The following is a 20475-nucleotide window of genomic DNA, read 5'->3' as shown; positions in this document are numbered from 1 at the left end:
AGCCTTACCAAGCCAACGGGCCGGCATGCATCGCATGCCGGCCCGTTGGCCATCTTGCTTTCCCTTGCACGCAAAGCGGCAAAACGCCGCACCGCGACGGACAGACTGCCCTGCACGCCCGTTGCGGCACTGTGTCACATAGCGCACACCAGGCTCCCCTCCGTATCGTACGCGGCTATCCAAGCACGATTAAAAGGCGCGGCCCAACGCAGGCTTGGCGCCACAAGGGAAATCATGAAACGAGCCAGACACTGGAAGCAGCGCGCCGCCGCCCTGCCCGCCGCCGCCTTCGCCACATTCACCACCGCCGCGCTCGCACAGGCCGGCGCGCCTGCCACACCCGATGCCGCTGTCACGTTACCTGCGGCGACCGTGACGGCCAAGACCCCAGGCTCGCTCACCGCGCCGAACGTGCAGCAGCAACAACAGGCACTGGACCAGACAGCCGGCTCGGTCGGTTTTGTCGACGCCGCGTCCTACAGCGACACCTACGCCAGCAACCTGCGCGACGTGCTCAAGGATGCGCCCGGCGTGTATGTGCAGGAGCGCTACGGCCAGGAACTGCGCCTGTCGATCCGCGGCTCGGGCGTTGCGCGCGGCTATCATGCGCGTGGCCTGGATCTCCTGCAGGATGGCGTGCCCACCAACTTTGCCGACGGCAGCGGCGACTACTACCAGATCGACCCGCTTGGCCTGAGCGCGGCTGAAATCTACAAGGGCGGCAACGGGCTGGCCTACGGTACCACCACGCTGGGCGGCGCGATCAACTTCACCACGCCCACCGCGCTCACCACCGATGCGCCCAACCAGGTGCGCGTCGATGGCGGCAGCTTCGGCGCGGCGCGCGCCAGCGGCCAGGTCTCGCGCCAGATCGGCGCCTTCGACTTTCTCGCCAACCTGAGCGTCAACCACTCGGACGGATTCCGTGCGCACGAGCGCGGCCAGTACGAGCAGTTCAACGCCAACTTCGGCTATCGGTTCAGCCCGGCGGTGGAAACCCGTTTCTACGTGGGCGCCTATATCGTCGACCAGCAATTGCCCGGCGCGCTGTCGCTCACCGATGCGCTGAACAATCCGAAGAAGGCCGCGCCGGCCGCGCTGTCCGGCGACCAGGCGCGCAACACGCGCACCGAGCGCGTGGCCAACGTCACCACCATCAAGCTCGACAGCGGCCAGCTCGATTTCAGCACCTGGGTCATCCACAAGAGCCTGTATCACCCGATCTTCCAGGTCATCGACCAGGACTACTGGACCTATGGCTTCGCGCCGCGCTACGCCGGCACGCAGACCATCGGCGGCCTGCGCAACCAGCTCATCGTCGGCGCGCGCTTCTTCGGCGGCAACAACGATGCGCGCCAGTACGTCAACAACGCCGGCAACCGCGGCGCGCAGACGCTCAACGCCGCACAGGATGCGTACAACTACGAGGCCTATCTCGAAGACCGCATTTACCTGACGCCCACCATCGCCCTGATGGCCGGTGCCAAGGCCTACCGCAATTTCCGCCGCTATCAGGACGATGGCGGCCTGCCGGCCAATCCCACGGCAAAATCCGATAGCGCCACCTACAGCGGCGTGAACCCGAAATTCGGCGTGCTGTGGGAGCCGGTGCCTGACGTGCAGGCATTTGCCGACATCACGCGCAGCGCGGACGTACCCGACTTCACGGACCTGAGCCAGACCATGACCACCACCACCCGCTTTGTGCCGCTGAGCGCGCAGCGCGGCTGGACGCTGGAGCTGGGCACGCGGGGCAAGCGCGAACGGTTCTCCTGGGACGTGACGGCCTACCGCTCGCTGGTGCGCGACCAGTTGCTGCAATACACCACCAACCCGAATATCCCGGCCGCTACCTTCAACGCCAACCGCACCACGCTGCAAGGCGTGGAGCTCGGCGTTCACGGCGACGTGCTGCAAAACCTGTTCGGCTCCGGCGACAAGCTCACGCTGTCGCAACTGTGGAACTACGGCGACTTCCGTTTCGACAATGATCCGCAGTACGGCAACAACCGCATCGCCGGCATACCCGAGCACGTGCTGCGCACTACCGTTGCCTACAGCCGCGCGGCCGGGCTGCGCGTTGCCGCCACCATCGACTGGGTGCCGGGCGGCGCCTATGTCGACTACGCCAACACGCTGCGCACGCCTGGCTACGTGCTGTTTGGCCTGCAGGCCAGCTACGAATTCCAGCGTGGCGTGACGGTGTTCCTGGATGCGCGCAATCTCGGCAACAAGCGCTATGTGAGCGACTTCAGCACCGTGGCCGACGCGCGGACAGCCAACACCGCGGTGTTCTATCCTGGTTCAGGCCGCGCGCTCTATGCTGGCGTCAAATACAAGTTCTGAGCCTGCGCCTTGTCATAAAAAAACCCGCCTCGGCGGGTTTTTTTCATCTCAGCGCGCGGCTTGGGGCTCGCAATCACTCCACCCGCATCACCGGCGGCGCGCGCCACGTACCGTCCAGCATCACCTGCCGGGGCCAATACACCCGCATCATCAGGTTGAATCCATCGGGCGGTGCCGGCAGCCAGTTGGCCACCCGCTTGCCCGCCGGGCGCGCATTCTGGATATAGATATCGAGCGACCCGTCGCGGTTGAACCGCAGCCGGTCGCGGTCCCCGATGGCATAGCGGTTGAGCGGATTGGCGACAAACGCCTGCTTGTCGTTGTAGAGCGTCAGTGACCAGAAGGCCGTGCTCGGCGGCATCTGGCCCTTGTTGAAATGCAGTACGTAGCGGTTTGCCCCGTTCAACGGCTTGCCGGCGGCGTCGACGCGCGTGCTGGGATACAGCGCATCCGCCGGCAGGTTGGCGCCAAGCCCTACCCAGGCCACCAGCGCGCGCTTGCCATAGGCTGTGCCGTAGTTGCCCAGATCCCGGTGCACGGCCCATTTGCCATCCCCTTCGCCGCCGCCGCGCTTGGCCATGGCCACGATGCCCGCCAGGGCGGTGGTGGCGCCCTCCTGCACCGCGCGGGCCGTCGAAGGCTCCAGTGCGGTCACGGAGAAGGGCTTGCCCGGAACGATCCCGAACTTCTTGATCGATTCCACCATCGCCGCATCGGCCGCGGCCGGAGGATTGGCCGGCAGCAATTCGGCAAAGCGGGTGAAGAATGCCTGCGCGTCCATCGCCGCCACCTGCTCGACGGGCGGCGTTTCCACATCCACGGGAACCGCTTCGGGAAGCATCGCCTCGGCGGGCCTGGGCCGCGCCTTGCCGCCACGCTGCAAGGCGGAGAGCGGCGCCAGGCGATATTGGTCCTGCAAGCGGTGGACCGCAGCGTAATCCTGCTTGCCATTGGTTTGCGTACGGCCGATCAGCCACACCATCTCGGTCGGCGAACGGATTTCAGTGACCCCTGGCGGCAACATGCCATTCCACATCGGTCCCGTTACGGCGTAGACCGCTTTCTTGGTGCCCGCGGTGCGCTTGCCCGGCGACGCGAAGACATTGGTCCAGGCATCCATCAGCGGCATCAGGTAATAGCGCCCGTGCGTGTCGGGCAGCGAGAGGATCACCGGCCCTTCGGACAAATCCAGCCATGCCATCGAGTAAAGCGTATCGGCATTCGGGCTGACCACGTCGGTGAAGGTAGCGTCCGGGAAACTGCGCTTATGCGAGAAGGTATTGGCCGGCACGCGGGCGCTCATGACCTCACGCGTGACATCCATCAGCACCAGCGGGTAGGCGTAGACAAAAATCTGGGCAGATAAAGCCTTGATCGCCGCATCGGACGGCGGCGAGGCTGGCTGCGGCACCGCAAAAGTTTGCGGGCCCGCGGCGCAGGCAGACAACAGCAGACCGAGCGCAAGCGCACTCGCAATTCGGCGTAGCGAAATAATCATGACCCCGTTTCCTCGTCGGAATGGCTACCTTCCACGCGTTTTTCGCCGACGAACGGGCGACATCGTTGCACAGAGGCGCGTCTAATTTCCCCGAGCGATGATGTTCCCGGCAACCGGAGTTGTCAATTGAACAACACTAAACAGTGAGGGCAAACGCACCAACGCCCACCAGCGCTGGCCCCGCCGCCATGCATTTGATGGGGAAGTTGACGGACTAGTGCCGCATCTCATTACTGTTGCGATTATCTTGGCGATTACTTTGGTGATAAGAGCCGCCTGAGAAATTAATCTGACCAAGCCCCAAAATCCATTATTGGCCCAACACCTTCATCCTGGACTGCTCTGCGGCAAAGCTGGAGCGCGAGCGCGTGAGACTGCAACGCCCCGCCCGTACGCGCGGCATCAAAAAGTGCATCGCAAGACGTACAGGCGAAACGACTTGGATTCTGTCGTCTGGCGGATCTGAAAGTAGTTTTGTCCGTTCGGTAACGCTCCGAAGCCGTAGATTCATAACACCGGATATGGAATCGCCCGCGTTTCCTTCCCTGGCAACACCGATCGATGCCGGCGGCGGCCTGCGCAAGATACTCAGGAGGAAGGCCGGCAACGCGGGCCGCGCCTAGTCCGGTAGCGGCGGGCCATTTGTGGCCGGCCGCAACATGTCGCTCCCTTCCCGGCCCTTGTACCGGGCGGAACGGGGCGGTAAGCGGAGCAACATGCGATGCGTGACTACGACATCGACGCGGAGCCGCCCAGGCTCCAGGTATTCGAAGGCGTCGTGACTCGACATCTGCTCGATGAGATCAATGCGACAATCGACGCCAGCCGGGAGACATGGCGGCCGGCGGATGGCCGCCGCGCCACGCAGGCAGCGCGGCGCTTCGCAGACATGCTGCGGCAAAACGAAGGCTTTCAGCTGGCGGAGCGGCAGGCCTGCGAGATCTCAAGACGATGGGCGCGCAAGGCCGGTTGGGAACTCAACGGCGAGCCGCCACTGTGCGTGCTGCGCTGTGTCAATAGCGGCTTGCCCGCCCAGAGCCACTTGCGGCACTACGACTCCCATATCCTGACGCTGCTGATTCCGCTGCAACAGGCGCAGGCCACGCAGGAAAACGGGGACCTGATCCTCTACCGGCGCCAGCGCCATGCGGTGACGGCCATGTCGAATATCGTTGCGAAGATCCGGCTGATCCTGTTGCGTAACCTGCCGTTCGTCATTCGCCGCGCGCAGACCTTCCGCCATCTTGCCGAGCACCTGTGCGACCGCATCGCCTGTGTGCCGGGCAATGTCTATGCGTTCAACGGCTTCGTCACGCTGCATGCCAACCTGCATGCCGAGGCGGGCGAGCGCCGCTCATTGATCGTCCACTATTATGATCCCGGCCTGACCGCCGGGCTCAGCACGGTGCCGCGCGCATGTCGCGCGTTGCGCGACCGGCTGCTCGACGCGCTCCAGCACACCAGGCCGCGGGCATAGAGCCCCCCCTTCCTGTCATCCCCCCATCGGTTCCGCTTGGGCGCCCGGATCATTTCGCCGATACTGGGTAAGCAGGTCGTCGCCCCGGCGGCGCCCGAGCGCGAATCGCATCTACGCGACAGATGGGACCGTCATGGCAACTGGCAGCGCGATGCTGGGCAAGCACCCCGACCTGTCGGCTGCGCAGGTTTATCTCTTCGCCTTTACCCTGGGCTGCGCCACCGGCGTGGACTTCGTGGCGTCGTCCATGATGGGCGTCGCGGGCACCCATATCCGGGGTGGCATTCACGCCTCGCCCGAGGATTTTCTCTGGAGCCTTACGTCCTATGCCGCCGCGGCCACCGTCGCCAACCTGGTGCTGCGGCGCATCGCACAGGACATCAGCTATCGCGGATTTACCCTGCTCGGCCTGTTCATCGCCACCGTGGGCGCCGCGCTTTGCGCCGTCTGCAATACACCGATCGAGCTAAGCCTTGCGCGCGCGGTGCAAGGTCTTGGCGCGGGCGGCCTGTTTACCGCATCGCGCATCATCATCCAGCTGGCAGCCGCCCGTGAAGAGCGCCGCCCCCTCTTCCTGGGCTTCAACACCGGCGGCATGGGTCTGGCGGCACTGGCGCCATGGATTACCGCGATGCTGGTGGAGGATGCGAGCTGGCGGATGATCTTCGTGGTGCAGGCCGGGATGTCGGTCGCGGCGATGCTGCTGGTGCTGCTCTCGTATCCGCGCCGTGTCGCGGCCTCGCTGCCACCGTGGGAGGTGGACGTCGGCGGCATGGATTGGGTGACCGTCATATTGCTGGGCACGGGCGCGCTAGTGCTGCTGCACGGGCTGGGCGACCTGCGATTCTACGAACTGGCGAGCTCGCCGTCGGTAGCGATCACCCCGATTGTCGGGCTGTTGCTCGTGGCTAGCGCCTTCGTCCACCAGCATCGCCACCCCGACCCCTGGCTTAACCCTAAGCTGCTGTTCGGCCGGCGCTACCTGGTCGGGCTGGGCTTCTATACCTTGTATTACTTCCTCAACGGGCTATGGGGCTATGTGGTATCTACCACGCTGCAGTCCGGGCTGGGCTTTACCTTCCAGACCGCCGGCAAGGTGCTCACCATCACCGGACTGATCGGCTTCACGGGTCTTTGCGTCTTTACCTATGCCGGCGCCCGGTTGACGGGGCAACGCCGCTACATCGCCCTGGGCTACTGCATGTTTGCCGGGGCGGCCTGGATGCTGAGCCAGCGGATGATGCCGGGGGCTTCCATGGCCGTCCTGCTGCCGGCCCTGACCCTGCAAAGCCTGACCACGCCCTTCATCCTGGCGTTGGTGGCGGGGCTGACCTATGCGGAATTCAGCGTCGAGGATTTTGCCCACGCCTATCAATTCAAGAACATCGTGCGCCAGATCGCAACGGCCGCCGGCACGGGTGTGGCGAGCCTGTGGCTCCAGTATGGCGAGGCCATGGCACGCACACAGCTGGTAGCGCGGATTACGCCCTTCGACCTGCCCGATGGTTTTGACGCCGCCACGCTGGCGCACTGGTCGGCGCTGATCGACCAACAGGCGCAGCTGATCGCGGTGAGCAATCTGTTCGCACTGCTGGCAATAGCGTGCGTGGGCGTGGCGCTGATCGCCGTGGCGCAGCGCGCGCTGCGCTAAGCCACGTCAAAGAAGGGGGCGGGAGGGGGCGGAGAACACGGCAGCGCACGGAATTGCGACGTAAGTATGGATGCCCGACCGGCAAAAATCCCCCGAAGTGGCGGGATTGTGAGCGCGCGAATGGGCTCTACAATGCGGCTGCGCGAGGCATATGCCTCGCCAGGCAAGCTGCACAGGAAGCACAACCATGACGCTTTATCTACTCGGATTCCTATTCTTCGAAGCCTTGTGGTTCTTCCCGTTCAGGAAGGTATTCAAGGCTGCCCATTTTGGTGCACTCTACGCGTATCTGGCGCTGCTGCCGCTCATCGGGCCGCTGCTGTGCATCTGGATCCTCGCTTCACGCCCCTGGCCACTGAAGACCAAGCTGGTCCGCACGTTCTCGCAGGCGTAGCGCGAGCCGGGGGGGCTGCGTGACCCTCTCAGAAATCGTGGTCCCCCAGCATGAGGGGGTTGAGAGACGGGTCCTCGGACCACTTCTGCAAGGCCACTTCCTGGATGCGATCGAGATTACGCTCGAAAATATCCAGGTGGCTGCCAATCTGGCCTTGAGCCAGTTCATCCAGCGCCGAGCGCGACACAAAGCCGCTTCTGTCCTCGCCGTTTGCCGCAATGGAAAAGCCGATTTGCTCGCCATCTTCGGACGGGGCCGGATTGAATATCAGGAAGGCAGTCGACATCGTTAGCTCACGTTGATTCAGAGGCTGGATCGTAGCATGAGCGACTCCGCGCGATTCGGCCGGGAGCCGGCTCACGCCATCAAGGTGCACGATCCGCATCCATGCATGCCGTCATGGGAAGGGTATCGCCCGATTCCATGACCATTCCCTCTTCCATGAGTATCTTCCTTGCGCACTGAAGAGCACATGAAAGTGCATCACCGCCAGGAGACAAAAACATGGATCGTCGTCATTTCCTTGCCACCGCGGTTGCAGCCGCCGCACTCGGGGCAGCCCCCGCCTTTGCCAATGGCTGGCCAAGCCGCCCCCTGCGCCTGGTCGTGGCCTACCCTGCTGGCGGCGGCACCGATGTGGTCGCGCGGCTGTTCGCGGACTTCCTTGGCAAGACTCTTGGCCAATCGGTCGTGGTCGAGAACAAGCCGGGCGGCGCGACGATTCCCGCGACGCTCGACGTGATCCGCGCCAAGCCGGACGGCCACACGCTGCTGATGACGCTAGGCTCCTCTGCCACTTCGGGCGCCCATATCAACAAGGTACCCTACGACCCGCTCACTGACCTGACCGCGCTGGCCGAAGCCGCGCGCGCACCCGTCTTGCTGGTCGCCACCAGGAACGCGCCCTTCTCCACGCTGGCGGAGATGATCGCCTACTCCAAGAGCGCGAAGTCGCCGCTGCATTCGGCCTCGTATGGTCCGGGCACCTCGTCGCACTTTGGCCCGCTGCTGCTGAACAAGCTATCTGGCAGCCGGCTCGAACCGGTGTTGTACAAGGGTTCGGCTCCTGCCACGCAAGACCTGGTGGGTGGCGTGGTGCCGGTAATGATCGACGGGCTGACCACCGCCGTGCCGCTCTATCAATCGGGCAAGACCAAGGCGCTGGCCATCACCACGCCGGAACGCTCCGATATGGCGCCGGGTGTTGCCTCGTTCCGTGAGCTGGGGTTTCCGGGCATGGAGCAATTGAGCGGCTACTTCGCGCTGTTCGGCCCCAAGGCCATGCCGGCGGACGTGGTTGGCGCCGTCTCGGCGGCGATCCAGAAGGTGCTCGCCGATCCGGCCTATCACAAGCGGCTGTTCGCGGTCGGCGTGCTGCCGCCGCAGGCCATCACCCCGCCTGCCTTCGCCGCGCAGGTCAAGGCGGACTACCTGCGCTGGGGCGAGTTCATCAAGGAGATCGGCTTCACCATCGACGCTTGACCGGCAGCGCGGCGGCTGCCGCGCGCCGCGTCAGAGCCGCGCGGCAGCCGCCGTGAGCCAGGCCGCGGTCTGGTCGGGAATTGTGACCGGCAGCATATGGCCGCCAGGGACAAGTTCGAGATCCAGCGCCGGCAGCTTGTCTTTCATCGCCTTGCCCTGCGCCTGCCAGTCGAGCACGGCATCACCGGTCCCGTAGAGGATGCTGATCGGCAAGGCCAGCGAGGCATAGCGCTGCGCCATGGACGGCAGGTCCTCCTCCACGCTGACCATATCCGTCGAAGTGGCATAGAAGCTGCGCGGCCTCAAGCTGAGAAGGCCGCCGCCTGCGGTGCCGAAGTCCTGAGGCGGACGGTCGGGGCTGAAAACCAGCTCGACCATGGCCTTACCGCGCAAGATAGACCGTGGGATCGCCCACGTCCACGCGATCACGCGGCGCATCGTAGCCGAGGAAATGGACAGCGTGCGGAACATGGGCGGCACGCCCTCCACCGGATGCGTCAGCGGAGCAATCAACGCCAGCCCGCCGACCGTGCCGGGATGATCGAGCGCAACGCCAAGCGCCACCGCGCCCCCCAGGGAGTGCCCGACCAACAGCGGATTCTGCAGGTCTAGCGCACGGATGAATTTGGCCACGACCGTACTCTGCACGCTCAGGCGGGCCGACATCGCCGATGGCCGGGTCGAATGGCCCGAGCCGGGCCGGTCGACCAGGATCACGCGGAAGCGGCCGGTCAGCTTTTCGAGCAACGCATAGGAAAAATTGCCGGTCTGCCCCCCCAGCCCGTGAACCATCACGATAGCCGGGCCCTCGCCCTTGTCGATGTAATGGAGGCGGGCGCCATCGATCTCGATGAACTTCCCCTTGGGCGGCAGCGCATTTTCCACCTTGCGCGCAATCAGGCCGGAGAATGCCACCAACCCAAGCAGAACGACGGCGCCCACGGCGACGCAGGCAATCAATATGGTCATTGTCTATGTACCTTCAACCTTGAAATTCAACCTTGACGCTCAAGCCATTATCCGTCAGCCATCCACCGAGGCGGCCGTGCCCGCACGGCCAAACGCCATCTCGCTGTCCTCCACCTTGCCGAACTTCAGGGCCATCAGGTCGAACAGGTAGTTCTGATGCACCTTCCATGGCCGCCTGGAGCCCTGCTTGGGCAAGATGCTGCTGGCGCGCTGGACATAGCCGGAGCTCAGCGAGAGCGAAGGCTCCTCATCGGAGGCCAGATCCGTGCGGCGCGGCGCGCACCATGCGTGGCCCTTCGCGTCCATATGATTGATCAGGCGGCACACGTAGGTCGACGAGAGCTCCGCTTTCAGCGTCCAGGAAGCGTTGACATAGCCCATGGCTACCGCCAGGTTCGGCATGTCGCTATACATCATGCCCTTGTACATGAAGGCCTGCGCCGGGTTCATCGGGGTGCCGTCCACCTCGATCTTCATCCCCCCGGCCACCTTCAACTGAAGCCCGGTAGCCGTGACGATGACATCCGCGTCGAGCCGCTCGCCGGAGCGCAGCAGCAAGCCAGTCTCGGTGAACGACTCGATCTGGTCGGTGACCACTGAAGCCTTCCCTGAGCGGATGGACTTGAACAGATCCGAGTCCGGCACCAGGCAGAGCCGCTGGTCCCACGGCTTGTAGGAGGGCGTGAAATGCTTGTCGATATCGTAGTCAGGACCGAGTTGCGCGCGCACCCCCTTGAGGATCTTGCTCTTGACCAGGTCAGGCTTCTTGCGCGAAAGATTGTAGAAGTACATGCCCAAGAGCACGTTCTTCCAGCGCGTGGCGCGATGCGCCATGGACGCCGGCAGCCGCCGCTGCAGCCATGCGGAGACAGCGTCGCTGGACGGGCGCGCCACGATGTACGTTGGCGAGCGCTGCAGCATGGTCACGTGGGCCGCCCGCTCGGCCATCGCCGGCAGCAGCGTGACGGCCGTGGCGCCGCTGCCGATCACGACCACGCGCTTGCCGTCGTACGCCAGATCCGCCGGCCAGTGCTGAGGGTGCACCACACGGCCATTGAAGCGCTCCATGCCCGGCCACCCGGGCATATAGCCGTCCGCATAATCGTAGTAGCCGCTGCACAAGTAGAGAAAACTGCAGGTAAAGCGGGCAGGCGTGCCTTGCGGGCCTACCGTGGCATCGACCGTCCACTTTGCGGTCTCGGACGACCACGACGCACGCAATACGCGATGGCCAAAGCGAATGTGCCGCTCGATGCCGAATTCCTTCGCCGTGCCACGGATGTAGTCAAGGATCGAGTCACCATCGGCGATGGATTTTTCGCTTCGCCATGGGCGAAAACTGAAGCCCAGGGTGTACATGTCCGAATCGGACCGCACGCCGGGATAGCGAAACAGGTCCCATGTGCCGCCGATGGCGTCGCGCCCTTCCAGGATCGCGTAAGTCTTGCCCGGGCAACTGGTCTGCAGATGATAGCCAGCGCAGATGCCGGAAAGCCCCGCCCCGACTACCAGCACATCGACGTGCTGCGCCGCGGCCTGCGCTGGCGCCTGCTCGTCCTGGTGCCCCGCCGCCGCCGTGCCGGCGCGAACGTCGGGATGCGGGTGCTTCGGATTGCCTGATAGCATCGATCGTCTCCTGTTGGCCAAACCGAGCCGGCGCTTGTCGCGTCGAATTCTCACGGTGCGTCCGTGCTGTATTCAGACTATACTAGGGTGTTCACCCTAATTAATCAACCGAGATTGCCAAAACTAGGGCTTACCCCTAACCATCTGCCGTGCAAACATGCAGATAACGCAATATGCAGGGAGTTACCAGTCATGACGGTGCAAATCGCGCCAGCCCGGCGCCCCAAAACGCGCGAGCGCATCCTTGACGCGTGCCTGAGCCTGTTCAACGAGCGCGGGCCAGTCGTCGTAACCACCGCGGAGATCGCCTCGGCGGTCGGCATACAGGAAGGGAATCTCTACTATCACTTTCACCGCAAGGAACAGATCCTCGATGCCCTGTTCGACAACTTCGAGCGGGCGCTGCGCGACACCTCGGTCGCGGATCTGGCACAAGGCGATGCACCCGACCGTTTCGCGGGCTACCTGAGCGGCTGGTTCAACCTGATGTGGGAGTGGCGCTTCTTCTATCGCGATGCGGCGTCCATCCGCAGCCTGGCGCCAACGCTGAGGTTGCGCACCGAAGCGCTGGCCAACGACGGACAGCACCATGTCCGCCGGGTGTTCGGCGCCATGCAAGCGCAAGGATTGCTGCGCGCCACGCCCGAGCAACTTGACCAGTTAGTCGTCAACACGTGGATCGTATCGACCTACTGGATCGACTACCTGCGCTCACGCCATGGCATCGATGCCATCAAGCGCGAGCACATCCATTGGGGCGCGTCGCAGGTCATGAGCCTGTTCTCGCCTTTCCTCACGCAGGCCGGCACCGGCTTGCTGAATATCCAGCCAAGCGAAGGCTGACGCAGCGCGCCGCGACCTTGAGAGGCGGTTCTCCACCGCCCTCTAATTGCCAACTCCAGCATGCCATGCCATTAAAGGTGTGTAGAAGTCAATAAGGCAATTCTCAATTTTTCTAAAAAAAGTCACTAAAGTCACTTTTGCTGTTTTTCTACAGTAGAATCCCGGCCTTGCGAGCGCGCGAGTCCTAAGACATTTCGGATTCAGTCCTAAGACATTGCCGAATGCCCACCAGGTTTCATAGGCCGGCGCGTTGGCTTGAATGCGCGGCACCTTGAATCTCTCGCCGCCTTCCCTTCATTTTTGACTCTGCCCATGCAAGCTTTCCGACTTGTCGTTTTGCTGTTTACTGCCCTCGCGGCCACCCAGGCCGCCGCTGCCGACAGCGTCGCCTTTGCCGGCTTTGCCTATGCCGGCGACGCTCAGCAGATCGCGGCCCGCTTCCCGGTCACGCGACAGGTCGAGGCCGAGCTGACCGCCTCCGGCGGCGCGCCGAACAAGGCCATCAGCCGGTCCCTGGCCGCGCGCCCGCCCGCCAATTTCTCGCTGTCCAGCGACGGCATGGCCAGCCTGAAGCATAGCGACCAGGCTCTCGCTACCGCATTGGTGGTGACCAGCGAGACGATCTCGTCCGAGCGCTTCGGCCGCCTGTACAAGGTGCTGGCCAACGTGCGCGGCCAGGCCCTGGTGTTCGACTTCAAGGCCATGACGGTGCTGCGCGCCTACCCGATCAATGTGACCTACCTCGACGTGCTCGACCATCAGCCCAGCGAGCGCGAGAAGCGTGACCGCGTCAAGCGCCTGCTGCTCGGCGGCGACAAGCCGGGCCTGTTCGATCGTTACGCTCAGGTCCTGTCGGGCGCGAAGCTGCCATCATCGGGCACACGCTACCTGCAGGTATCGCAAGTCAACGTGGCGCCTGAAGCGTTGGCCCAGTTGCCCGAAGGCCTGAAGACGGGCTCCGGCGTGGCCGAAGGCTGGCTCGCCGACATGTTCGGCGAAGCCCTGCTGGATAAGGCTGGCGTGCCGATCCTGCCATTCACCAAAGGCTATGCCATTGGCAATGCGATGGCGATGCGCTTCGCCGACGGCGAGGTCTTCAACCTCAAGCTGCCTGAGCCCGACTACACCATTCAGGTGGACCTGAAGGGCTTCAAGCGGGTCGAGTACGGCAGCTCCGCGGCCGGCACCAGCTACATCTATGCGGTGTACAGCCACGTCAAGCTGGGCGAGCCGATGTCCGGCAAGCAGTACCTTGACGCCGATTTCAAGAACGGCGAAGTGAAAGCCGTCCCCGTCACGCAGTCAGAGATCGATGATTTCCCGGCTTACGCGGATTCCCTGCGAGGCCTGTTCACCAAGCTGTCCAGTTCGCTGGGCGGCCAGGACAGCGACTGGCTGGCTGCGGCTTCGTCGGGCGATAACGTTAGTAAACAAGTAGATGTCACAAGAGGAGTGGTCAAGTCATGCAAGTAATCCGTCAGCTCTGTTGGCTGTTTTTGTTCGCGTGCAGCCTGGCGTCGGCACAAGTAGTGTCATCCAAGGGCATGGCAAACGTGAAGTACGACAGCTCGGTGTTCTCGAGCAAGGCCAGCGCCGAGGACAAGGACCGCGCCTTCAAGACCGCGCAGGTCAACGCCATCGAGCGCTACTACGCTGAGAGCGGTGAGTCGCAAGCCGAGAATTTCGACAGCATCCGCGACAAGGTCGCGGCCAACCTCGACAAGTTCGTGCTGGGCGCGACCATCATCAGCGAGGAAGACAAGAAGGACGCAAACCAGTATTCGGTAGTGGTCCGCGTCGACATCAACGTCGCCAAGCTGCGTAACGCGGTCAAGGGCGGCGCGGCTGTGGCCACCGCCTCGGACGCGCAGAAATCCCCGCTGACCTTCCTGTTCGTGGCGCGCCAGCAGGACTCCGTCAAGTCCTTCGACACGCGTGTCTACAAGCGCGCGGACGTGAAAGAAAACGTCAACGAGAAGTCGACCCGCAACAGCTATTCGGCTAATGCCTCCGTCTCCGTCGAAACTGGCGGCAGCCGCACCCGCAAGGCGGATGACGTGAGCTGGCGCCTGGTGCCGTCTGGCAACCTGAACTCAGTGTTCACCGGTGTGTTCGCGCAGTCGGGCTTCCAGGTGGTGGAAGCCGCCTATGTCGAACCCTCCTCGGGTGGCCACCTGCGCATCAGCGCGCTGGAAAACGACTACAAGAGCGGCAACGACCTGCAGCCCGCCACCATGCGAGAGGCCGTGCTGGGCCTGCAGACCGCACAGGTCCCTTACCTGGCGCTCGGCACGCTCGACATCGGCATGCAGGACAGCGACCCGGTCACCGGCCTGACCCGCGTGTACGTGACAGTAACGGCCAAGCTGCTTGACGTGACCACGCGTTTCCCGCGCACGGTGTCGTCGGTCGGCCCGGTCCAGTATGCCGGCACCGGCCCGGATGCCAGCGTGGCACAGACCAACGCGCTCAAGCGCGCGGCCGATTCGGCCGCACGCGAGCTGGCGGCACAACTGAACAACGCCAAGGTCCGCTGATTGCCCCCCAGGCCGGCGCAAGCGCGTCACGGTACCGTACGGCCGGCCGCCCTCCCCCTTTGCTTTCCCTGGAGAACAAACATGTTGAAGAAAGTCATCTCGATCGCTGCACTGTCCCTGCTGGCCGCTGGCCAGGCCCACGCCCTGCCCTCGCTGGGCAGCCTGACAGGTGGTTCCTCCTCGTCCAGCAGCGGCGCCACCGCCGATGCAAGCGGCGCGCAAGATCAGTTGTCCAAGGCCTACGTGGCTGCCGGCCGCGAAGTGCTGGTGGCCCAGTCCTACCTGGCGGACGCCGTTGGCCTGAAGGAACTGTCGGCCAAGGCAAAGGCGACGGCTGATGCGCTGACCGACGGCGCCACCAAGGGCAACCTGGAAGACTCCGACAAGCTGCAGAGCGAAGCCTCGTCCGCCATCGAAGCCAAGCTGAAAGACTCGAACACCAAGATCGACGCCGCCGGCAAGCAATCGTACGCCGAAGGCATGAAGCACCTTGGCCTGGGCGTGCTGCGCTATGTGGGCCTGCGTCCCAGCCTGATCGCCTTCAAGGATGCCGCGCAGTCGCAACTCACCAGCGCATCGGTGATGGAAAAGCTGACGCTGACCAACAAGCTGTCGACCGGCACCTACATCGCTAGCGAAGCACCGGGCCACGTGACCCGCCTGGGCAGCACGCTGCAGGCTGCCACCGCCTACGCGAAGAGCAACGAAATCCCCGTGCCGAAGGATGCCACCGCGGCACTCTCGGCCAAGTTCTAAGCCTGTTGCCATCGTGAACAAGAGCGGAACACTCCCCATGAAATGGCATCGTGCGCTGGCCGTGTGCGGCCTCGCATTGACGGTGTCGGTGGCTGGCTGCAAAGGCCGTGACGCAGAGACGCCACCCGCCGCCGCATCCGCCGGCGCTTCCGCGCCGGTGGCGAGCGGCAGTGGCGCACCCGACGTCGGCCAGGTCGAAACGGTGCGGGTCACCACCACCGGGCTTGGCCATACGCCGGCCGAAGCCATCGACCAGGCACTGCGCCAGGCCGTCATGCAGGTCAATGGCATGACCATCGAGCAGTCGTCGACGCAGTTCAAGTCGGTGCTGGGCCTGGCCGTGGGACGCGATCCGCTCACGCTGAGCTCGGCCGGCTTCGCGGAGCTGGTGAGCCAGAGCAGCCGTGGCGCCATCAGCAACTTCAAGGTGATCGAAATCAGCGAGCCCGGCCTGACCGAGCGCATGATCAAGGCCACCATCGAAGCCAATGTGGCCAAGTACAAGGCGCCGGCGGACCAGGGCAAGCTGCGCATCGCCATTGCGCCGCTACGCGTGGACAGCCGCGCCGGCGGCGACACCGTGCGCATCGCCGCCGAGCTGCGCCAGCGCATTATGGACGCGCTGACGCAGAGCGGACGCTTTACCGTGCTGGAGCGCGATTTCGCGCCGGAACTCGGTGACGAAATGGATCGCATCTCGAACGGCCAGACTTCGGCGGACCAGTTCGCCAAGCTCGGCCAGGGACTCGGTGCGGACCTGATCTGGTTTGGCCGTGTCAATGCATTTGAGCCGGGACGCCGCGCCAATGCGGATGGTGAGGGCAGCGCGCCAGGGCAGTGGTCGGTCTCGCAAAAGTTCGTCAACGTGACCACCAGCGAAGTCCTGTTCAGCAACACCGCCAAGGGCGACGCCGGACGCGCGGCACGCGAGCGCGTGCAAGCCATGGAAAGCGCCGTCGTCTCCAAGGTGGTAGCCGACATCCTGGTGCGCCTCTACCCGGTCAGCGTAGCCTCCCGCGATGGCCACAACGTAGTGCTGAGCCAGGGTGGCCAGTCGGTGAGCAGCGGCACGGCCTATCAGGTCGTCATGCTGGGCAACGAGCTGCGCGATCCGCAGACCGGCCGCTCGCTCGGACGCACCGAGCAGGAGTGCTGCACCGTGGTGGTGGACCGGGTCACGCCCTCCTTGTCGTACGGGCATCTGGAAGACGTCAAGGTAAAGCTCGACGATGTGCCGGCTGGCTCCCTGCAGCTGCGCGCGGAAATTCCGCCGGCGCCGCCGGCGGCTGATACCAAGCCCAGGAAGAAGGCCGCACCGCGCAAGGAAGAGTCCTTCGGGCCGCCCAAGAGCGACTCGAACTGGTGATCGGGTGATTAGGTGATCTGTTGAAGCCTTGGCGCCAGCCGGTCTGAAAGACGGCTCGCACCACAAAGCCGCATGCCGTCCTGGCGTGCGGCTTTGTCCATTCCGGGCGCCGCCTGCGCATGCCATCGCCATCGCCATTGCCATCGCCATCGCCATCGCCATTGCCATTGCCATCGCCATTGCCATTGCCATTGACGACAGGCAAGCGCGCGAAATGGTCCTAAGGTGAGAGTTGGCCCCCTCCTGCGCGACTGGCAGGTGGGGTTCCTTGAGTCACTTACCGGAGAGGAACATGTCAGTGACGCTCAGGTATTGGTCAGAAGACGGTAATGAGGAAACCGTCAATGTATCGTCCGATCAACTCCTGTCTCAGATTGCGCCCCAACCCCCTTCGCGATCGCAGAAGCCGCCACCGGCCACGGAAGAAAAGCCGGTCAAGTGGACCATCCCGCACGACCCACCGGGTGATTTCGCCTAGCGCACAACTGCAGGGCGACAAAGCAAAAAGCCCGTGCGGCTTGAACCGGACGGGCTTTTGGAATTTGGTTGCGGGGGCAGGACTTGAACCTGCGACCTTCGGGTTATGAGCCCGACGAGCTGCCAACTGCTCCACCCCGCGAATGAGAATATACGCGGATTGGCGGCATCTGGATAGCCCTAATACAAAAAGAACTGAAAAGTGCTAGCGCCCATTCTTTTGGCGTGCGGCGACTGCCGCTCCATGTACGCTCGCGAGTGCACCCAGCCGCGTCAGCGCCACTCAGCCATTTCCATCGATCCACTGCTTCGCCCACTCGTAAGCCGCGGTTTTTGCATCGGCTGCCGTGGCGTGATTACGGCCAATGGATTTGGAATCCTGCACTACCGCCCCATCCTCCCAGATCGCGCATGACGCGATGTGCAAACCGTCCTTGATCGTCTTGCAGAAGACGTGGACTACATACCCTTTGTACTCTGTGATGCCGCTTTCCATCTGAGTCCTGGCTCCCCTGCATGCTTCTCGTCGAAATCTCGCTGGATCCTAGCACGCGCAGGGTTCTTCATTCGCATGAGCACCGCTGTATCCCCGACACAAAGTGCCAATTGTCATTTTTTGCAAAATTGCCAAATAACCCCACCACCGGGGGGAGTGCCGCCTACATCTCTTCCTGTAACCTGCATGCCCAGCGTGGTCAGGGACGCGAAAACCCGCTGTATCTACAGATAATAATGAAAGGGAAAACCAATGAATATTAGAGGGGAATCCAGGTCGGGGATGAATCGCCGCACCCTGTTCACGCCCGCAGTTGCAGCGATCACGCTTGCCGTATTGAGTGCGTGTGGCGGAGGCGGAGGCGGAGACGGCAGCACGGCGGCGAGCCAGGCCGGCAAGGTAACGCTGCAAGGCACGGCAGCCAGCGGCGCCTTTATGGCCAATGCCCTGGTCACCGTCTATGACGCCGACGGAAAAGTCGTGGGCAGCAACACGGCGGATGGCAGTGGCCATTTTGAATTCGATGTCACCGCTTTCCGCGCACCGTTTGCAGTTGTCGCAACGGGCAGCAGCGGCGGCGACCAGCTGACCTATGTCTCGGTGCTGGCGACCAAGCCAACCAATGGCTCCGCCACCGTCAACGTGACGCCGCTGACGACCGCCGTGGCAGCGCTGCTGGTTGGTGGCAACCCCCTGGACCTGACGAAATCGTCGGTGCTTGGCAGCAAGGCAAGCAGTGCCCAGGTGCAGCAAGTCGTCAGCTTGCTGCGCTCCGTGCTTGCCAATGTCACGCGCGATGCGGGGCTGGACCCCGCCGTCTTCGATCCGATATCCACGCCGCTCAGCAAGCAGGGGGAAGGCGCCGATAGCGTTCTCGACGTCATCCGGGTCACGCTGACAACGAGCGGCGCAAAGCTGACGAGCACCGGCTCCGTGATCACCGGCAACAATGCCGCGCACGAAGTCATCCTGACGGCGGACTCGCTGGCATCGCCTCCGCCCGCATTGCCCAAGCCCGAAGTCAAGACCAATGCAGCAACGTTTGAAGGCATCCGCGCGGCCCTTCAGGCCTGCTTTGCGCTGGACCCCACCGCCCGCGCGGATGGCACCAGCGTGCTTGGCGCTTGCAGCACCGCATTGTCGAGCGATTACCTGAACAACAGCTACACCGCTCGCGACGACCTGTTCGCCCTGCTGGCTGCGAGCGACATGAAGGGCGCGAAGTTCGAGGCGCCAGTTGTCCTGTTCAATTCGACCAATGCGCAGAACCAGGCAACCGCGCTGGTACGCCTGCCCTTCATTCGCGCCGACAAGTCCACCGACCACATCACACGCATTGTCACCAATCGCGCGCCCGCCGGCTGGCAGTTGACGGGCAACCAGCGCAGCTACGAAGCTGCGGTCACGCGGCGAATCAGCAAGGTCACCGAGTTGAATCCGCTATCGGCGCAGGGAATCGTATCGCGCTATGAGAGTTCGCTACGTTTTCTGTTCAACCCCGCCCGGGGCGCAGGTACGAATGTGCAACTGGTACGGGTGACGGGCCCGGGATTGCCGGCTGCGGGCATTACCCTCTCGCGCTCGCGCGTTTGCGGCAGCTACAGCAATCTGGTAGTACAAAATCTGGCCGGATCGCTGACCTACGCCACAGACGATCCTGTGATGCCCAACCAGATCATCGGCAACAGCGGGCAATCGAGCAGCACTGTGGTCCTGGCGGCCACGGCAATCGATAGCAACCAGGCAGTGAAGTGGGGCGGGCTATCCAGCGGCGGCAACACGTACCTGCCTGCAGCCCTGTCGGACTCCGCCATCGAGAACCTTCCGGCCTATGGCCGCTACAAGTTCGAGGTGTGGAACCGCAACCTCGACACCAGCTACAAAACCAGCCTGGCAGCGGCTGACGATTCGTTCTACGTGACTACGTCGGGCAGCGTGCTCACGCCGTCGGTACTGGCGCGGCAGACCTGGAACAGCATCGGCGCAGGCAGCCTGGACTTTGTCACCACGGGAGGCAGCAAAACTGCGGCGCAGTCCGGCACGCAGATCAGCTGGACGCAGAACGCAGAGCCTGTCGACCGCGCCCTGGCGTTTGGCGCCCTGCAGAGTGCGGTGCCACTGCCGGAGCGCGTGCTGATTCAGGGATTGCCTGTCGCGCGGTCCGCTCGCAGCGATACGGTCAGTGCAACCAATTCGGCATCCAGCGCGCTGACGTCCTGCAGCACCGCCGTGTTCCCGGCATTTGGCCTGGCGGGCGACCAGCGCACTGTCGAAATCCGATCCACGACTGCGGACGACACGCAGAAGTTCGTGCGTATTGTTGGTACAGTGCGGTAACGGAAATGCTATCGCCGTTGACAATGGTCAGCGGCGATTACGCATGGATGGAAAAAGGCCGGCGCTTGCCGGCCTTTTTCATCACGAATGAGCCGGATATCTCCATCTCGGCATCGGCAATTCATCGCCATTTCCGCCGCTATTTTCGATCGCTATTTCGATCGCACAAAAGCAAAACCCCCCAGTACTTTCGTACTGGGGGGTTTCAAGGGAGAGCCTG

Annotated in this window: 18 protein-coding genes and 1 tRNA gene; 13 read left to right on the top strand and 6 right to left on the bottom strand. The window is 63.6% G+C overall.

Features of this window, described 5'->3' with window-relative positions; genetic code table 11:
• Positions 1 to 234: 234 nt before the first annotated feature.
• Complete coding sequence (locus AC1RWI_RS23115; protein ID WP_492868978.1) at positions 235 to 2346, top strand: TonB-dependent receptor family protein; 2112 nt, start codon at positions 235 to 237, stop codon at positions 2344 to 2346.
• Between the two features lie 73 nt (positions 2347 to 2419).
• On the opposite strand, the gene AC1RWI_RS23110 is transcribed toward AC1RWI_RS23115, so the two are convergent.
• Entirely contained in the window at positions 2420 to 3844 is a 1425-nt protein-coding gene (locus tag AC1RWI_RS23110; protein WP_043355574.1) for a DUF1254 domain-containing protein, read from the bottom strand.
• A gap of 721 nt (positions 3845 to 4565) precedes the next feature.
• On the opposite strand from AC1RWI_RS23110, the gene AC1RWI_RS23105 reads away from it, so the two are divergent.
• The 3 genes from AC1RWI_RS23105 to AC1RWI_RS23095 all read left to right on the top strand — a co-directional run bounded on the left by AC1RWI_RS23105 (position 4566) and on the right by AC1RWI_RS23095 (position 7366).
• Positions 4566 to 5321: a hypothetical protein gene (locus AC1RWI_RS23105; protein WP_052495088.1), complete on the top strand. Its 756-nt coding sequence runs from the start codon at positions 4566 to 4568 to the stop codon at positions 5319 to 5321.
• A 133-nt stretch (positions 5322 to 5454) separates the two neighbouring features.
• Entirely contained in the window at positions 5455 to 6972 is a 1518-nt protein-coding gene (locus tag AC1RWI_RS23100; RefSeq protein WP_236702080.1) for an MFS transporter, read from the top strand.
• Positions 6973 to 7159: 187 nt separating this feature from the next.
• Complete coding sequence (locus AC1RWI_RS23095) at positions 7160 to 7366, top strand: hypothetical protein (RefSeq protein ID WP_043355581.1); 207 nt, start codon at positions 7160 to 7162, stop codon at positions 7364 to 7366.
• Between the two features lie 28 nt (positions 7367 to 7394).
• Here the strand turns inward: AC1RWI_RS23095 and AC1RWI_RS23090 are convergent, their stop codons facing one another.
• A complete protein-coding gene (locus AC1RWI_RS23090) occupies positions 7395 to 7652 on the bottom strand; it encodes a hypothetical protein (protein ID WP_144409994.1) in 258 nt (85 codons plus the stop codon).
• Between the two features lie 218 nt (positions 7653 to 7870).
• On the opposite strand from AC1RWI_RS23090, the gene AC1RWI_RS23085 reads away from it, so the two are divergent.
• A complete protein-coding gene (locus AC1RWI_RS23085) occupies positions 7871 to 8848 on the top strand; it encodes a tripartite tricarboxylate transporter substrate binding protein (RefSeq protein ID WP_043355584.1) in 978 nt (325 codons plus the stop codon).
• Positions 8849 to 8878: 30 nt separating this feature from the next.
• Here AC1RWI_RS23085 and AC1RWI_RS23080 read toward each other — a convergent pair whose 3' ends face one another.
• Together AC1RWI_RS23080 and AC1RWI_RS23075 are read right to left on the bottom strand one after the other, a co-directional pair.
• A complete protein-coding gene (locus AC1RWI_RS23080) occupies positions 8879 to 9817 on the bottom strand; it encodes an alpha/beta fold hydrolase (RefSeq protein ID WP_043355585.1) in 939 nt (312 codons plus the stop codon).
• A 54-nt stretch (positions 9818 to 9871) separates the two neighbouring features.
• Positions 9872 to 11443, bottom strand: coding sequence for a flavin-containing monooxygenase (locus AC1RWI_RS23075; protein WP_082055161.1), 1572 nt, complete (start codon positions 11441 to 11443; stop codon positions 9872 to 9874).
• Between the two features lie 192 nt (positions 11444 to 11635).
• Between AC1RWI_RS23075 and AC1RWI_RS23070 the strand changes: the two genes are divergently transcribed.
• The 6 genes from AC1RWI_RS23070 to AC1RWI_RS23045 all read left to right on the top strand — a co-directional run bounded on the left by AC1RWI_RS23070 (position 11636) and on the right by AC1RWI_RS23045 (position 17174).
• Positions 11636 to 12286, top strand: coding sequence for a TetR/AcrR family transcriptional regulator (locus tag AC1RWI_RS23070; protein ID WP_492868975.1), 651 nt, complete (start codon positions 11636 to 11638; stop codon positions 12284 to 12286).
• 312 nt (positions 12287 to 12598) lie between these two features.
• Positions 12599 to 13759, top strand: a complete 1161-nt coding sequence (locus AC1RWI_RS23065; protein WP_492868973.1) for a hypothetical protein — start codon at positions 12599 to 12601, stop codon at positions 13757 to 13759.
• On the top strand, positions 13750 to 14823 hold the full coding sequence (locus tag AC1RWI_RS23060) for a hypothetical protein (protein ID WP_043355587.1): 1074 nt from the start codon (positions 13750 to 13752) through the stop codon (positions 14821 to 14823). The genes AC1RWI_RS23065 and AC1RWI_RS23060 overlap by 10 nt, the downstream gene beginning before the upstream one ends.
• Positions 14824 to 14904: 81 nt before the next feature.
• Positions 14905 to 15579, top strand: a complete 675-nt coding sequence (locus tag AC1RWI_RS23055) for a hypothetical protein (RefSeq protein WP_043355589.1) — start codon at positions 14905 to 14907, stop codon at positions 15577 to 15579.
• Positions 15580 to 15616: 37 nt separating this feature from the next.
• The gene (locus AC1RWI_RS23050; protein WP_492868970.1) at positions 15617 to 16945 is read left to right on the top strand and encodes a CsgG/HfaB family protein; all 1329 of its coding nucleotides are present in this window, start codon (positions 15617 to 15619) and stop codon (positions 16943 to 16945) included.
• An 85-nt stretch (positions 16946 to 17030) separates the two neighbouring features.
• The gene (locus AC1RWI_RS23045) at positions 17031 to 17174 is read left to right on the top strand and encodes a hypothetical protein (protein ID WP_492868968.1); all 144 of its coding nucleotides are present in this window, start codon (positions 17031 to 17033) and stop codon (positions 17172 to 17174) included.
• 314 nt (positions 17175 to 17488) lie between these two features.
• On the opposite strand, the gene AC1RWI_RS23040 is transcribed toward AC1RWI_RS23045, so the two are convergent.
• Together AC1RWI_RS23040 and AC1RWI_RS23035 are read right to left on the bottom strand one after the other, a co-directional pair.
• Positions 17489 to 17564 (bottom strand) — tRNA-Met (locus AC1RWI_RS23040).
• A gap of 141 nt (positions 17565 to 17705) precedes the next feature.
• Entirely contained in the window at positions 17706 to 17918 is a 213-nt protein-coding gene (locus tag AC1RWI_RS23035; protein WP_043355591.1) for a DUF6566 family protein, read from the bottom strand.
• 282 nt (positions 17919 to 18200) lie between these two features.
• On the opposite strand from AC1RWI_RS23035, the gene AC1RWI_RS23030 reads away from it, so the two are divergent.
• Positions 18201 to 20255 carry a hypothetical protein gene (locus tag AC1RWI_RS23030; protein ID WP_492868966.1) on the top strand — a complete coding sequence of 685 codons (2055 nt, stop codon included), beginning with the start codon at positions 18201 to 18203 and terminating at the stop codon, positions 20253 to 20255.
• A 17-nt stretch (positions 20256 to 20272) separates the two neighbouring features.
• The coding region (locus tag AC1RWI_RS23025) for a hypothetical protein (RefSeq protein ID WP_492868964.1) at positions 20273 to 20475 on the top strand (203 nt) is incomplete at its 3' end.

The organism is Cupriavidus sp. MPR-AND1C (assembly GCF_058809705.1).
Note: the sequence above shows the minus strand (reverse complement) of the source record. Positions and strands in the feature narration are given on the sequence as shown.